General features: G+C 75.5%; 15 protein-coding genes. 1 reads left to right on the top strand and 14 read right to left on the bottom strand.

Features of this window, described 5'->3' with window-relative positions; genetic code table 11:
- Positions 1–218 precede the first annotated feature (218 nt).
- A complete protein-coding gene (locus ACF08D_RS10440) occupies positions 219–536 on the bottom strand; it encodes a hypothetical protein (RefSeq protein WP_392222144.1) in 318 nt (105 codons plus the stop codon).
- Positions 537–1145: 609 nt separating this feature from the next.
- Between ACF08D_RS10440 and ACF08D_RS10435 the strand changes: the two genes are divergently transcribed.
- Positions 1146–1667, top strand: a complete 522-nt coding sequence (locus tag ACF08D_RS10435; protein ID WP_392222143.1) for a universal stress protein — start codon at positions 1146–1148, stop codon at positions 1665–1667.
- A gap of 13 nt (positions 1668–1680) precedes the next feature.
- Here the strand turns inward: ACF08D_RS10435 and ACF08D_RS10430 are convergent, their stop codons facing one another.
- The 13 genes from ACF08D_RS10430 to ACF08D_RS10370 all read right to left on the bottom strand — a co-directional run bounded on the left by ACF08D_RS10430 (position 1681) and on the right by ACF08D_RS10370 (position 14917).
- Positions 1681–2796, bottom strand: a complete 1116-nt coding sequence (locus ACF08D_RS10430; protein WP_392222142.1) for a sensor histidine kinase — start codon at positions 2794–2796, stop codon at positions 1681–1683.
- Positions 2793–3476 carry a response regulator gene (locus tag ACF08D_RS10425; RefSeq protein WP_392222359.1) on the bottom strand — a complete coding sequence of 228 codons (684 nt, stop codon included), beginning with the start codon at positions 3474–3476 and terminating at the stop codon, positions 2793–2795. The genes ACF08D_RS10430 and ACF08D_RS10425 overlap by 4 nt, the downstream gene beginning before the upstream one ends.
- A gap of 94 nt (positions 3477–3570) precedes the next feature.
- Complete coding sequence (locus ACF08D_RS10420) at positions 3571–6174, bottom strand: M16 family metallopeptidase (protein WP_392222141.1); 2604 nt, start codon at positions 6172–6174, stop codon at positions 3571–3573.
- Complete coding sequence (locus ACF08D_RS10415) at positions 6164–6814, bottom strand: GPP34 family phosphoprotein (protein ID WP_392222140.1); 651 nt, start codon at positions 6812–6814, stop codon at positions 6164–6166. The genes ACF08D_RS10420 and ACF08D_RS10415 overlap by 11 nt, the downstream gene beginning before the upstream one ends.
- The gene (locus ACF08D_RS10410) at positions 6750–7775 is read right to left on the bottom strand and encodes a hypothetical protein (protein WP_392222139.1); all 1026 of its coding nucleotides are present in this window, start codon (positions 7773–7775) and stop codon (positions 6750–6752) included. The genes ACF08D_RS10415 and ACF08D_RS10410 overlap by 65 nt, the downstream gene beginning before the upstream one ends.
- Positions 7772–8434 (bottom strand): flavoprotein, encoded by a 663-nt coding sequence (locus tag ACF08D_RS10405; RefSeq protein ID WP_392222138.1) that lies wholly within the window; start codon positions 8432–8434, stop codon positions 7772–7774. The genes ACF08D_RS10410 and ACF08D_RS10405 overlap by 4 nt, the downstream gene beginning before the upstream one ends.
- Positions 8431–9432, bottom strand: a complete 1002-nt coding sequence (locus tag ACF08D_RS10400; protein ID WP_392222137.1) for an LLM class flavin-dependent oxidoreductase — start codon at positions 9430–9432, stop codon at positions 8431–8433. The genes ACF08D_RS10405 and ACF08D_RS10400 overlap by 4 nt, the downstream gene beginning before the upstream one ends.
- On the bottom strand, positions 9429–11210 hold the full coding sequence (locus ACF08D_RS10395; protein ID WP_392222136.1) for an ABC transporter ATP-binding protein: 1782 nt from the start codon (positions 11208–11210) through the stop codon (positions 9429–9431). The genes ACF08D_RS10400 and ACF08D_RS10395 overlap by 4 nt, the downstream gene beginning before the upstream one ends.
- Complete coding sequence (locus tag ACF08D_RS10390; RefSeq protein ID WP_392222135.1) at positions 11207–12442, bottom strand: ABC transporter permease; 1236 nt, start codon at positions 12440–12442, stop codon at positions 11207–11209. Before ACF08D_RS10390 ends, ACF08D_RS10395 begins: the two co-directional genes overlap by 4 nt.
- Positions 12439–13338, bottom strand: a complete 900-nt coding sequence (locus tag ACF08D_RS10385) for an ABC transporter ATP-binding protein (RefSeq protein ID WP_392222134.1) — start codon at positions 13336–13338, stop codon at positions 12439–12441. Before ACF08D_RS10385 ends, ACF08D_RS10390 begins: the two co-directional genes overlap by 4 nt.
- Entirely contained in the window at positions 13331–14353 is a 1023-nt protein-coding gene (locus tag ACF08D_RS10380) for a methyltransferase (RefSeq protein WP_392222133.1), read from the bottom strand. The genes ACF08D_RS10385 and ACF08D_RS10380 overlap by 8 nt, the downstream gene beginning before the upstream one ends.
- A gap of 127 nt (positions 14354–14480) precedes the next feature.
- On the bottom strand, positions 14481–14648 hold the full coding sequence (locus tag ACF08D_RS10375) for a hypothetical protein (protein ID WP_392222132.1): 168 nt from the start codon (positions 14646–14648) through the stop codon (positions 14481–14483).
- A gap of 65 nt (positions 14649–14713) precedes the next feature.
- Positions 14714–14917, bottom strand: a complete 204-nt coding sequence (locus tag ACF08D_RS10370; protein WP_392222131.1) for an LxmA leader domain family RiPP — start codon at positions 14915–14917, stop codon at positions 14714–14716.
- Positions 14918–14985: the final 68 nt, after the last annotated feature.

Raw genomic sequence — 14985 nt, 5'->3', positions numbered from 1 at the left:
CAAGGCAACTTGGCGCGAAGCATTCGATCACGAAGCGTTCCACTCGCGGGCCGCGCAGGGAAGTGCGCCTCACGCGCATGGCCCATCCGCGTAGGGTGCGCGGCACCCCCTCAGTCCTTTCCCGCCTGGTGACAAGGGGGTTGGCAGGCCATTCTGGCAAGGATTCGCCATGAGGCGGAAGTTGGCTGAAAACCTATGGGTGCAGGCGTGCGAACCCGTCAGTCTCCTGACGCGCACCCCGCCCCGTACCGGGTCCCCCGGTGCGCCCCGGCGCCGGTCCGCGAGTGCCGGCCGCGGTGCGGGGACGCCTGCCGCCGGGCGTCCTCGGCCACCCGCTCGGAGCGGCGCAGCAGCACCCGGCACGCCGCGGTCACGGCGGCCAGCCCGAAGGCGGTGCCCGCCGCGCCGCCGACGGACGTCCCGTACACAAGGAGGACCACCGGCACCAAGGCGCAGCTGAAGGCCGCCCAGCGCACCACGTCGCTCGCCGACTCGGAGGCGGACGAGGGGGCGGGGGCGGGCGGGCGTGCGGGCACGGGGGCTCCCTGGGGGCTGCGGACTGCGGTACGACCGGGTCGGGCCGAGTGGCCAACGACGACCGGCGGCCCGGGTCACTGCCGGGTGCCTCCGGACGGGCGCGCCGGGGTGCGCGGCGCGCCGGCGCGCCCGAGCCGGGACGCGGGCGCGGGCGCAACCCCGAGGGGCGAGTACCGGCCGGTCGGCATGATTGGCGAGCGGGGCCGGGGCGTGCCCGGGATGTGCGCGGGGCGTGTGTGCGCCGTGCGCACCGTGTGGGGGGCGCGTGGGGGAGGTGGGTGCGGCGGGGGCCGGGAACCCCGCCGGGACGGCCGTTCTGCCCGGAAAGCGGCATCAGCGGCATGTGTGCCGCCGGGAGGCGGGCGGCGGGGGCGGCGCACCGGCCGGCGGGGACCGCTGTAAGGGGCATCCGGCATTGCCATCCGGGACGGGCTCGTGCATGCTCCCTGGAACGCCGTGTGACCGCCGCGGGCAGGGTGGCGGGCACTGGGCAGCGGAGGAGTGGCGCCGTACCCTTGGGGGTATGGGGTTGGGAAGATGATTCCCGGACACAGCTCCCTCGCCAACCGTTGATCCTTCCCAAGAGGACCTTCTTCGCCGAGACACCGATGGCCGGTCACGAAATCCCTGAACCCGCGGACCGCAGGCAGGTCGCCGACTCCCCGGCCGACCCCCTGGCGGCGGACCAGACACGCCACTCCTGCGACCCCGCCTTCCAGCACGGGGTGGTCGTCGGCTTCGACGGCTCGACCTCCAGCGAGCGCGCGCTCGCGTACGCCATCGGCATGGCCCGGCGGTCCGGCTCCGGACTGATCATCGTCCATGTGGCGAACCGGCTGCCCACCACCGTCTGGGCCGGCTGCGAGCCCCCCGTCTTCGTGGACGTCCCCGACCACCGCACCGAGGTCCTGGGCCTGGAGCTGGCCTGCGCGGACTACCTCTCCGAGGTGCCGTGGATCCTGGTCGAGCGCGGCGGCGACATCTGCCACGAGCTGGAGGAGGTCGGCCGCGAGTACGAGGCCGACGCCATCGTCGTGGGCTCCACCCACGGCATCGCCGGCCGCATCTTCGGCTCCGTCGCCGGCCGCCTCGCCCGCCGAGCCCAGCGGCCGGTCTGCGTCATCCCGTAGGCGATCCGCAGGGTCAGGGGCACCTCAGACCGGCGCTGACCAGGAAGCCGCCGTCCTCCGTCGCTCGCGCCTCGAAGGTGCCGCCCAGCAGGTGGACCCGCTCCCGCAGGCCCACCAGGCCGTGACCGCCGTCGGGGAGGTCCAGCGGCACGGCGGCCGGATCGGGCGGGCCGCTGCGCACCGTGACGCGCAGCCCGCCGGCCTCCCTGCGGACGACGACCCGCACCCGGGCCCCGGGCGCGTGCTTGCACACATTGGTCAGGGCCTCCTGCACCGTACGGAACGCGGCCCGCTCCACGGCCTCCGGGAAGGGGCCCGCCGCACCGTCCGCCAGGTCGTGGTCGACGGCCAGGCCGCTCTCCTCGATCAGCCGGGGGATGCCGGACAGGCGGGGCCGCGGCCCCAGCGGTTCCCGGCTGCCGCCCGCGGCGCGCAGCACGCCCACCAGGTGCCGCAGCTCGTCCAGGGTGCGGACCGACAGCTCGCGGATCGACGCCGCCGCGTCACGGGTCTCCCGTTCCCCGCTGCTCACCTTGAGCGCCCCCGCCCGGAGGCTGATCAGCGAGACCTGGTGGGCGACCACGTCGTGCATCTCCCGGGCCAGCCGCGCCCGTTCGGTGGCCAGTACGCGCTCGGCCAGCAGCCGGTCCTCCCGGCCCCGGGTGCGGCCCAGTTCGGCGAGGCGGGCCGCCAGTTCCCGGCGGGTGGTGACGAGGAGGCCCAGCACGACGGGCGCCCCGGCGGTCACGAACGCGTCGACCACCTGGAGGACGACCTCGCGGTACGGGGTCCGCACCGGGTTGCCGATGGGGTACGGCAGGAAGTGGGCGGCGGCGACCAGCAGCACGCCCAGCCCGAGGACGCGGCGGTCGTCGTACCGGCAGGCCACGGTGTAGAGGGCGATCAGCGGGGCGAACATCACATAGCCGACGTACAGCCCCGGCAGCGTGGCCACCAGCACCGCCCCCGGACAGCGGCGGCGCGGCAGCAGGGCCGCCGCGGCGAACAGCGACAGGCCGAGTTCCGCGCCGATCACCGGCCCGTGGACCAGCAGCGCCTCACCCGCGGTGGCCGCGGTGGGGGCGGCCGTCGCGAGCCACCGCCCCGGGCGCGGCCGGACGGCGGTCATCCGCCCGCCCCGCGGTGGGGGCGCGGGCCGCGGACGAGCCCGGCGCGGTCGGCGACCACCGCCGCCTGGACCCGGTTGAGCCCGCCGAGCTTGGCCAGCACCACGCTGACGTGGTCCTTGACCGTGCTGCTCGCCAGCCCCAGGCGCGCGGCGGTCTCCAGGTTCGACAGGCCCTCGCCGAGGAGCGCCAGCACGTCCCGTTCGCGGGCCGTGAGCGACTCGACGGCCAGCAGGGCCCGGTGGTCGGGGGCCGTAGCCGGCTCCAGGTAGTGGCCGATCACGGTCCGGGCCACCCCCGGGGCCAGGGCGAAGCCCCCGGCGGCCAGTACGCGCACCGAGTGGACCAGCTGCTCCGGATCGGTGTCCTTCAGCAGGAACCCCGCCGCCCCCAGGCGCAGGGCGGCGCCGATGTACTCGTCCGTGTCGAACGTGGTCAGCATCGCGACGGCGGGCAGCCGCCCCGCGAGGGCCTCCCGCAGGGAGCGCAGCACGGTCAGCCCGTCCTGGTCCGGCATGCGGACGTCCAGGAGGACCACGTCCGGCCGGTGCGCGACGACGGTGCCGACCGCGTCCGCTCCGCCGCAGTCCGCCACGACCTCGATGCCGTCCGCGGAGGCCAGGACGAGACGCAGAGCCGAGCGGACGAGTTCCTCGTCGTCGACCACGGCAACACGGACCACCACGGTCACTCCTTCGTCGGACGGTGCAGCGCCCCGTCACTCTAAGGAGGCCCGTTTCGTCCGCCGACCTCGGCCCGGCGAAAGGAGCCGTACGTCACCGCTGGTCAGCCGCCGCCCTCCGCTCCCCGGACGTCCCGGAGTCCGCCGCCGGCCCGCCCACGAGCACCGCGGCCAGCGGGTGCGCCGCGAACAGCTCGGCACCGACACGGGCCACGTCCGCCGTGCCCGCCTCGCGCACCAGGCGCGGCAGCCGGGCCAGCCACGCGGGCTCCTGCCCGTAGGCGACCGTCCGGCACAGCACGTCCGCCAGCGCCGACGGCGCGTCAAACACCGACAGCAACTGCCCCGCGCAGAAGGCCCGCGCGGCGGACACCTCGGCGTCACCCGGCGGATCCGTGGCCAGGGCCCGCGCCTCCGCGCGCAGTTCGCGCACCGCCTCCGGCACCAGAGCCTCCGGCAGCCAGGCCCGCAGGTGGACGCGCGGCCGGTCCCCGAGGACGTCCCGCCCGGCGAGCGCGGTGCAGCCCGGGACCCGCGCCGCCGCGCGGGTGGCGAGCCGTGACCCGAAGTACCCGCCGAACACGGTCGTCGCGACGTACCGCGTGGCCTCGTCCGGGCCGCCCATCGCCGCCGGCGCGTGCAGCGTGAGGTGGGCGCCCGGGTGGTGGCCCTGGCGCACCACGAGCAGGCCGGGGCCCTCGTCCGGCACGGCGGGCACCGGCCGCGCCGCGGGGGCGCCGGCCTCCCACGGGGCCAGGAGGTGTTCCGCGCGCGCCGCGAGCCGGGCGCCGTCCACGGCTCCCACGACGAGCAGGGTCGCGCCCGACGGGTCCAGCACCGAGCGGTGCGGCGGGGCCGGGTCCCCGGAGGCGGCCGCGGCGTGGCGCGCCCGGCGCACCGCGTCGTCGGCCAGGCGCTCCTGCGACCTGGTCCACCCCGGCCGGACGCCCCCGGCCGGCGACTCCGGCACGGGTACGGAGGCGGCACCCGCCAGGACGCGCAGCCAGGTCTCGACGTCGCGCGGGGCGACGTGGCCGGCGGCCTCCAGCCACTGGCCGTCGGTCGACCACCGCAGGGAGCCGGGCACCCGGGCGGCCCGCCAGGCCGTACGGGTCCGCTCGGCGAGCAGGCGCAGCGCGTCGTCCACCGCGTCCGGGCGGGCCCAGCCCGGCGCGCCGAGCGGCTTGCGCAGGCGCAGCTCGACCACCGGGGCGGAGGAGTGGACGGTCACCAGCCGCAGGCCGTTGCCCAGGACGGTGTCGCCGCCGACGGTGAGCACCGGGTCCTCGACGCGGCCGGGCGCCGGCCGGGGCACGGGCCGGGGACCTGCCGGGCCTGCCGGGGCGGCCGTTCGGCGGTCCGGGGCCGCGCCGGTGCGGTCGCGCGGGGCGGCGGCCGGGGGTGCGCCGGGTCCCTCATGACGCGGGGCCGGGGCGGGCCGGGTGCGCACCGGGCCCGGCTCGATCACCAGGACCGCCCGGTGGGCCCGCAGCAGGCCGCGCGCGGCCTCGGCCACCTGCGCCGGGCCGATCCCGGCGAGCAGCGCGGGCAGTTCGCCGAGGAGTTCGGCGCGGCCGAAGAGCGTCTCCAGGCGGCCCAGCGCGCGAGTGCGGGTCTGCAGGTCGTCGTGGTCCCGGTGGTGCCGGAGGACGAGCGCGCCGGCGGCGGCGGCCACCTCCCGGTCCGCGCGGGAGTCCGTGCCGTCCGTCTCCGCGCCGGACCACGCCTCCCAGCACGCCTCGATCCGTGCCGTCAGGTCGCGCGGTGAACCGCCCTGCGGCAGGCGGCCGGTGACGACCAGGGTGTCGGGCCCCCGGGTGTCCAGCGGGCCGAAGAAGCCGCAGCTGGTGTCGAGACCGGACTCGGCGGTCAGCAGCGCGGCCAGCACCCGGTGGGCGAGGTAGCCGGTCAGGTCGTGCCCGGGGTCGGGCAGGCGGTACCCCACGGCGACGGCGGTGGTGAGGACGCCGGGCTCGGTGCACACGCTCCACCGGTCGGCCGCCGGGGCGGGCTCGTCGAGGTCCGGTCCGGGCGGGGCCGGCCTGCCGGGGATGTCCGCGAAGTGGCGCTCGACGAGGTCCCGCGCGGTGGCGGTGTCGAAGCCGCCGCCCACGGTGAGCACCGCGTTGGACGGGGTGTAGTACGTGTCGAAGAACTCCGCGCACTGGCCGGGTGTGGTGCGGCGCAGCCGTGCGGCGTCCCCGTAGCCGTCGTGGGCGTTGGCGTGCTTCTCGTACAGCAGCCCCGGCAGCAGCGGCCAGGGGAACCCGCCGTAGGGGCGGGCCACGGTCGCCTGGTGGATCTCCTGGGCGACCCCGTCGAGCTGCTCGGCGAGGCTCTCCGGGGTGAACAGGGGCGCCCGCATCCGGTCGGCCTCGCTGAACAGCGCCTGCTCCAGGGCGTTCGCCGGTACGGCCTGGAAGTAGTCCGTGTAGTCCTGGTGCGTGGTGCCGTTGGCCGACCCCCCGCACGCGTGCACATGGTCGTAGAAGGCGCCGTCCGGGAGGCTTTCGCTGCCCTGGAACATCAGGTGCTCGAAGAGGTGCGCGAAGCCCTCCCGGTCCGGGGGCTCGGAGCGGAACCCGACGCCGTAGTGGACGCACACCGCCACGCGCGGCGCGCCCGGATCGGGGGCCAGCAGCACCCGGAGCCCGTTGGCCAGCGTCATCCGGTGCAGGGGCGGGCGCTCACCCCGCATGGGCGACCTCCACCGTCTCGCGCAGCTCCGGGACGATCCTGCGCAGCGCCTCGAACGCCGGGCCGCCGCGCCCGGCCAGCGCCACCAGCCGCTGCTGGTACGCCCTGGTCTCCGCCTCGCTGACGACGGTGCGCAGACCGCCCGCCGCGGCCAGCGCCACCAGGGCGGCGTCCCGGTCGGACACCTCCGTGCCGGGACCCTCGGCGCGCAGCGCCCGGACGGCCCGCTCACGCAGCTCGTCGGCCGTCCCGGCGGACCGCAGCTCCTCCGCCGGCACGGGCACCAGCCCGCCGAGGCGCCGGCTGCCGGAGTCCAGGTGGCCGGCGTCCGTGAGCTGTTCCCGTACGGCCACCAGGGTGGGCTTCACGCCCTGGTTGATCCAGCCCTTCCAGGCGAGCGGCCGGGAGCCCGCGATCAGCTCCAGCAGTTCGTCGAGCGCCCGCTCCCCGGTCGGGGCCCCCGCCACCGGGGCGGGCCAGCCGTCGGCGTCGGTGAGCAGCCCGCGCAGGGCCAGTTCGGCCAGGGCCCCGGCCCGGACGACGTAGCCGATGGTGTCGGTGCTCGTGAGCTTCCCCTTATCGGTGTTCCACGCCAGCAGGTACAGAGAGGCCGGGAGTGAGAGCTGGTGCTGCTGCGACATGGGTGTCCTCCAGGGTGGGTGCGGGAGCGGAATCGATGAGGAACGTGAGGAAGGCGGTGAAGCGGTCGAACTCGGCCGGGTGCCAGCCGATGTAGGCGATGTAGTCGTGCAGGTGGAGGGCGACCCGCACGGCGGCGTGCCGGTGCCAGGTGGTGCTCAGCTCCCGCCCGTAACCCTCCTGGAGGGCGTCACTGAGACCCTGCCACCGCCGGGGGTCGCCCCCCAGCTGCCAGGACAGCTCGACCAGTTCGCCGAGCGCCCAGCCCAGGTCGCGCTGCCAGGGGCCCAGGCACAGATCCTCGCCGACGAGGAGCTCGGCCCGGCCCGACGCCGGATCGACGACGAGGGAGCCCAGCCCGGGAGCGCCGTGGGACACCACGAGCGGCTCCGGCCCGCCGCCCGCAGTGTCCTTGGCGTTCTCGGCGTTCTCGGCGTTCTCGGCGTCCTCGGCGTACGAGGGCGCCGACCACGCGCGCAGGGTCGCCCACCGCCCGGGCCCCAGGCGGTCCTTCAGCAGGGCCCCGGCCTGGGCCGCCCACAGCTGCGGTGCGTCCCCCGCCAGCCAGCGTTCGAGCCGGACCCGCCCGCGCGACACGGTGGCCAGGCGCGCCCCGCCGGCCGGCGGCGTCACGGTGTGCAGGGCGGCGAGCGCCCGCCCCAGGGCGCGCACCGCGGGCTCCAGGCCCGCGTGGGCGCCGTCCCGGAGCAGGCAGCCCGCCAGGGACTCCGACCCGGTGACGTCGTACGTGCGCTCCTGGCGCCCGGCGACGGGCCGGCCGGGCACCAGCCGGGCACCGCCCTCGGGGGCGAGCCCCGCCAGCACCGCCGCCAGCTCGCCGTCGACCGGGGTGAACGGCGCGGGGGCCAGCGCCCCGGGGGACCTGGTCCAGCGGTGCCCGCCGCCCGCGCGGGGGGTGATCGCGGTGCGCAGCAGCCCGCTGGCGAACTCGGTCGTCGTCATGGCGCGCCCCCGTCCGCGAGGAGGGCCGCCGGCGGGGGCAGCGGAGTCCGCGCGCCGGCGGCGTCCGCGAGCGCCCGGCGGCGCGCCTCCAGCAGTTCGATGACGTCGGGCAGCAGCGCGGGCACCCAGGCGCCGGCCCGCCCGGTGGTCGCGCTCGTCCCGGGGCGGGGCGGCGCGACGACGACGTTGTCCCGGGCGGTGAGCGCCGCCCAGTGGGCCCGGTACGCGGCGCTCTCCAGGCCGCCGGGCGGCAGCGCCGGGGCCACGGCGACGGGCGCGGTGGTGCACTGCGCGGCGAGGACCGCCGGGGTGTCGGCCAGGCCGAGCGCCAGCCGGGCGACGAAGTGCAGCGTCGCCGGATGGATCACGACGGCCTCCGCCCACTCGGCCCAGGCGACGTGCCGGGCCGGTGAGGTGTCGTCGGGCCAGGCGTCGGTGAGCACCTCGCCACCGGTGCGGGCCGCCACGGCGGCGGGGCTCACGAACCGTTCGGCGCTCCGGGTGAGCACCGTCCTCACCTCCAGGCCGGGGTAGCCGGCGCGCAGCCACTCCGCCCAGAACGGCAGGTCCGAGACCGAGACGGAGCCCGTGCCGACCAGCAACAGGCGGGAGACGCCGAGTTCCGGCACCCCTCCCGCCCCGTCCCCCGGGTGCGTCACCGCGCACCCCCCGCGGGCACCGCGGACGGGACGGCGGGCGCCGCCGCGGTCTCCAGGAGCGTCTCCAGCTCGCCGAGCGCGGTGGGCAGGCCGCGGGTGCGGCACAGACCCGTGACGTTGAGGACGATCTCGTCCACGCCGGCGGCGCGGTACTCGTCCAGCACCGCCCGGACCTCGTCGCCGTCGCCGGTGACGAAGGCGCGCCCGGCGATCACCGCGGCAGCCGACGCGATCGGGTCGTCCGGGTCGACGTCGATGCCCGATCGGCGCAGCATGTCCTGATAGTGCGGGAGCTTCAAGTGCCCGGAGTTGCCCGCGAGGAGCAGCTCCACCGGGTCGCGGTCGGGTGCGCTCAGCGCCAGCGGGACCATCGCCACCAGCCGCGGCACCGGCCGCCCGGCCTTCCGCGCGCCCTCCTCCAGCGCGGGCACGATGACCTCCCGCAGGTAGCGGGGCGGGGTCATCCACGTGATGGCGACGTCGGCGACCTCACCCGCGAGCCGGGCCATCCCGGGCCGCAGCACACCGAGGCCGACCTCCACCGGCGGCCCCGGCTGGGGCACCAGCTCGACGTGGCAGCTGAAGTAGCGGCCCTCGTGGTCGACGCGCCGCCCGGCCAGCAGCCCGCCGACGACGGTCAGGTACTCGCGTGCCGCGGTGAGCGGACTGGCGTACGGGGCCCCCAGCAGGCTCCGCTGGAGGACGGCGGCGCCCGGACCGTACCCGGCCACCACGGGGTGGCCGGTGGCCAGCGCCAGGGACCGGGCCTGGAGCGCGGCCTCGTACGGGTGCCGGAACGGCATGAGGGTCACGCCCGTGCCCACCGGCACCCGGAAGCCCGACGCGGCCAGGTGGCTGAACGTCTGGTGGGGCTCGACGACCAGGGCCTGCCCCTGCCACAGCCGGTACGCGACGCTGTGCTGGACGAGCGCGGCCAGCGGCAGGGCCTGCTCGGACCGGCTCGGCATGAACGGCATCAGGACGGACAGCGTGCTCACGGTGTGGTCTCCAGGGTGCTGAGGAGCTGGCCGGCGACCAGTTCGGCGTACGCGGGGCAGGTGTCCAGCAGCGCGATGTGCGTGCCCTGGGCGACGACCTGCCCCTGGTCCATGACGATCACCTGGTCCGCGTGCTGCACGGTCGAGATGCGGTGGGCGACGACCAGCACGGCACGCTCCCGGGCGAGGCCGTCCACGACCCGGCGCAGCCTCTGTTCGTTGACGCTGTCGAGCTGGGAGGACGGCTCGTCCAGCAGCACCAGCCGGGCGTCGGTGAGCGCCGCCCTGGCGAGAGCCAGCCGCTGGCGCTGCCCGCCGGACAGGTCCTGACCGCCGTTCAGGACGGTGTCCAGCCCGTCCGGGAGCCGCCGGATCTCCTGGTCGAGGCCCACCCGGGCGAGCGCGTCCCAGAGCGCCTCGTCCGGCAGCGCGTCCTCGCGGCCGAGCTCCAGGTTCATCCGGATCGAGTCGCGTACCAGGGTGAAGCCCTGGTCGACGTACGCGAGCTGGCCGCGCAGGTCGCCGAGCGGCAGCCCCGCCAGGTCGTGGCCGAAGACCTCCACCCGCCCGGAGTGCGGGGTCATGAAGTGCTCCACGAGCCCCAGCACGGTGGACTTGCCCGCGCCCGAGAGGCCCACCACGGCGGTGAGCCCGGTGGCGGGGACGGTCAGGTCCACCTCGCGCAGCACGGGCCGGTCGCCGTAGCCGAAGGTCACCCGGTCGAAGCGCACGGCGGGCGCGCCGGGCCGGGCCGGGGGAGGGACGGGCCGCCGGTCCGGGGCGACGCTCTCGACCGGGAGGGCGAAGACGCTCGTGAAGCGCTTCTTGGCGACGATCCCGGCCTGCAGGGTGGAGGCGCCGGACGCCGCCATCACCAGCGGCGCGGTGAGCTGGAGCAGGTAGAGCAGGAAGGCGACGAAGTCGGCCAGGGCGAGGTCGCCGGAGACCAGCCGGGCGCCACCGCCGACGAGCACGGTGAGCAGCGCGATCTGCTGGCCCAGGTTGATCACCGGGACGACGAGCGATTCCAGCCGGGCCACATCGGTGCCCAGGCGGGACAGGCTCTCCGCCCGGGCGGCCAGCACGCCGGCGACCCGGTGCTCCGCGCGGTGCGCCTTGATGACGGTCAGCGCGTCCAGGGTGGTGACGAACTGCTCGGTCAGCGCGCCCAGTTCGTCCTGGAGGGCGCCGTACTTCCGGCGCAGCCCCATGACGACGGCGGCCACGATGACCAGCGCCGTCAGGAACCCCGCCATGGTGATCAGCAGGAGCATCCAGTCCAGGACGCCCATGATGACGAGGGTGCCGACCAGGGTGAGGGCCGCCATCGGCAGCTGGATCGGGCCGATGTCGATGGCGGCCTTCAGCTGCATCGCGTCCGCCGTGAGCCGCGACGCCAGGTTGCCGCTGCCCTCGCGGCGGGCGTCGGCGACGCGCAGCCCGAGGGCGTGGCGCATGGTGCGCACGCGCAGCCGGCGGATCAGCCGCTCGCCCAGCCGGGAGAGCAGATAGGCGGCCAGGGCCCCGGCCATCGCGGCGCCCACGCCGACGCCGACCATGGCGCCGGCCGTCCAGGTCAGGCCCCGGCCCTCCTGGACCTCCCGCACCAGGGTGCCGACCACCATCGGCAGGGCCAGGGTCGCCGCCGCCGACAGCAGGGACAGGACGGCGATGGCCGCCACGTACGGCGCCCTGCCCGCGGTCAGTTCCCGCAGGACGCGCAGGTCCGCGGAGTCCCCGCGCCCCTCCCCGCCCGCCGCGGTGGAGTCGCCGCTCATGACGCCGCCCCTTCACGGGCGCGCCGCAGCGCCTCCCGGGTCTTGATGATCCCGCCGTGCTGGAGGATCGCCGCCAGGTAGATCCGGCCGCCGACCCTCAGCAGGACGCCGATGGCCAGGGCCATCAGCAGCGCCGCCGCCACGATGTCCCACCAGGGCACCGGCTCCGCCGCCATCCGTACCGGCATCACCGCCCACGAGCTGCCGGGGAGCAGCGAGAAGAGACGGGTGAGGGCCGGGCTGAAGTCGGTGAACGGCAGCAGCGCGGCGGTGAACCCGATGGTCTGGAGGAAGCTCACCGGACCGGCCGCGTGCTGGATGTCCTCCTGCCGCGACACCATGGCGCCGGCCAGCGCCCACAGGGTGGCGAAGAGGAAGTAGCCGGGCACGAACCAGCCGATGACCAGCAGCCCGGTGCCGATGGCGTCGGCGGGCGCGTCGAGCAGCCCGGTGACGAGCGCGAAGCCGATGCCGCACACCGTGATCGCGGAGATCTGCGCCAGGGCGACGACCCCGATGCCGAGCACCTTGCCGGTGAGCAGCTGCCAGGGCGTGACCTTGGCGAGCAGGATCTCCACGATCCGGCTCGACTTCTCCTCCAGGACGCCCTGGGCGATGCCCTGACCGAACATCAGCATCATGAAGAACAGGAGCATTACCCCGATCCCGGCGGTCATGGTCCGCTGGAAGTCGCGTTCCACATCGGGGTCGAGGGTGGACACCCGCAGCGGCTCCACCGCGAGGGCGTCGGCGATCCGCGCGTCGTCCAGGCCGCCGGCCCGCAGCCGCTCCACCGTCGCGGTGGCCCGGTGCGCGTCCTGGACGGCCGCACCCAGCTCCTCGGGGAGCTTCTCCTTGACGACGACGCTCCCGTCGCCGACCAGCGCCGCGTCGGCCTCGCCGTCGCGGACCGCCCGGCGCGCGCTGTCCGCGTCGTCGTGGCGGACCACCCGGATGCCGGGGCCGCCCGCCTCGCCGCGCGCGGTCAGGGCGTCGGCCAGCGGCTGCGCCCCGCCCACGACGGCGACGGTGGACTTCTCGTCGTCACCGCCGAACACGGTCTGGAGCCCCAGGGACCCGCAGAACACCACGATCATGATGACCAGCGAGACCCACAGCTCCTTGCGCTGGAACTGGGTGACGATCTCGCGGCGCGCGACCATCCCCACCAGCGCGCCGCTGCCCGGCCCGCCGGCCTCGTCCGGCCGCTCGCCGCGTACGGTCCTCGTCATGCCGCCACCGCCTCCCGGAAGATCTCCGCGAGCGTCGGTTCGCGCCGCGAGAAGTGGGTGAGTTCGCCCAGTCGCTGAGCCGCCGCGAGGACGTCCCGCACGGGCAGGTCCTCGGGGACCTCGACGGTGACGGTGCCCTCGTCGCCCGGTTCCCGGGACACGAGGCGCACGCCGGGCAGCCGGTCCGCCCAGTCCCGCGGCGCGCCGGTCAGGGCCAGCCGTATCTGCCGGCTGCCGGTGCCGCGGCGCAGCTCGGCCACGGTGCCGTCGGCGACGACGGCACCGTCGCGGATGATCCCCACCCGGTCGCAGAGCCGCTCCACCAGCTCCAGCTGGTGGCTGGAGAAGACCACCGGGACGCCCTTGCCGCTGAACTCGACCAGCGCGTCGGCCATCTCGTCGGTCGCCACCGGGTCCAGGCCCGAGAACGGCTCGTCCAGGATCAGCACGTCGGGGTCGTGGATCACGGCGGCGATCAGCTGGACCTTCTGCTGGTTGCCGAGCGAGAGCTTCTCCAGGGTGTCCTTGGGGCTCAGCTTCACATGGAGCCGTTCGATCCACTCGTCGGCCCGCCGCCTTGCGACGGCCGGGGCGACCCCGCTGAGGCGGGCGAAGTGGACGAGCTGGTCGCGGGGGCGCATCGTCGCGTACAGGCCCCGCTCCTCGGGCATGTAGCCGATGCGGCGGCGGGTCGCGGCGTCCACCGACCGGCCCTTCCAGCGGACGTCGCCGGCGTCCGGCGACAGCAGGCCCAGCGCGATGCGCATGGCGGTGGTCTTGCCCGCGCCGTTCGCCCCGCAGAAGCCGAACAGCTCGCCCGGCCCGACCTGGAAGGTCAGTTCGCGCAGGACGTGCTTGGCACCGAAGCTCTTGGTGAGCCGGTCGAACTCAAGCATCCCGGCCTCCCGCCCGGAACTCGAGCAGCGACCGTACGCGCGTGGCCGGGCCCTCCCAGGACACGGCCAGCCCGGCGGCGGCGCCCAGCTCCCTCAGCCGGCCGACCGTGCGCGACGGGGTGGGGACGGTGGCCGAGACCCACAGGTCGGTGGCCGCGACGCTCTGGCCGGAGCTGCCCATGTCGAGGTTGATCTCGGCGAGCAGCACCCTGCCCGCGGGCCCGGCGGCCTCGCCGCAGCGGGCGAGGATCTCCACCGCGCGCTCGTCGCTCCAGTCGGCGAGGACGCCGGAGAGCAGGTAGACGTCGGCTCCGGCCGGCAGCGGATCGAAGAAGCTGCCCGCGAGGGCCTCGCCCCGGTCGGCGAGGCCGGCCTCGGCGATCCTGCGGGCGGCGATCCCGGCGACGGCCGGGAGGTCGAGGACGGCACCGGTGAGGTGGGGGTGCCGGACGAGCAGTTCCATGAGGAGGGTGCCGTTGTTGCCGCCGACGTCGACGACCCGGCGCACCCCGCTCCAGTCGTAGCCCTCGACGATGATCTCCGCGTCGAAGGCGATCCGGGTCGGCCCCTCCGCGTCGAGTGCCTCGGCGAAGACGGGGTTCCCGTTGATGTCGTCCCAGTACTCACGGCCGAACGCGGCGGCGTAGCTCGATTCGCCGGTCCGTACGGTGTGCAACAGGCCCACGAGTCCGAGGTCGGCCCGCCCGAACAGCCCCTCCGGGCTGAGGAACTGGCCGAGGCTCTGCGCACTGTCCCGGCGCAGGGGCTCGCCCAGCTCGGTCAGGGCGAAGGCGTCGCCGCCCTCGGTGCGGAGGACGCCCAGCTCGACGAGGTAGCGCAGCAGCTTGGTGAGCATCACCGGGTCCGCGTCCGTGCGGTCCGCGAGCGCCCGCGCGGTCAGGGGGCCGTCGGCGAGCCGGTCGGCGAGCCGGAGCGCCGCCGCGGCGCGGATCGCGTTGGGCCGCAGCAGGTCGGCCATGTCCAGGAGCGTCGCGGCATGTGATCTTGTGTTCACGATGGTTGCTTCCTCATGGCCGTGACAGCCAACTCGTCTCGTCTGTACTGTGGGGCTTCGAGCCGACGGTGGCCCCGCAATTCGCGTTTGCGGGGCCACCGTTGCTGTGCGACGCCGGTCGGCGGGTTTAACCGGGACCGTTGGTCGTGATGTAGCTGACCGCGAAGCTCGCGGCGGCGCCGCAGAACGGGGTCGTCGCCGGGGCGTCGACCATGGCGGTCACGTTGAGCTCGTCGGTCTCGGCGTACGAGGTGTAGCCGGTGACCATCTCCTCGATGAGAATCGTCTCGTTCACTTGATTCACCTCCTTCACACGGGGATACGTCGGGTGGAACGGCGGCCGCTCAGCCGTGAGGCCGTTCAGCAGCCGAGCTTGTAGGTGGCACCGCCGGCGGCGCTCACCGCGGCGGACGCCAGCCACTTGCCGGCGGCGGCGCTGGTGACGGCGGCGCAGACCGGGGTGGTGGCGGGCGCGTCGACGGCCGCCTGGGTGTTGAGCTCGTCGGCGCCGGCGTAGGCGTCGTAACCCGAGACGAGCTCCATCATCGAAGCGTTGTCGCCCATGGTGTTTCTCCCTGTTCGGTGACTGGCTGATGCGAAAACAGGGAATGCGTGCACTCACTCCCTGCAAG

The sequence above is a fragment of the Streptomyces sp. NPDC015131 genome (assembly GCF_043079975.1).
GTDB lineage: Bacteria > Actinomycetota > Actinomycetes > Streptomycetales > Streptomycetaceae > Streptomyces.
Note: the sequence above shows the minus strand (reverse complement) of the source record. Positions and strands in the feature narration are given on the sequence as shown.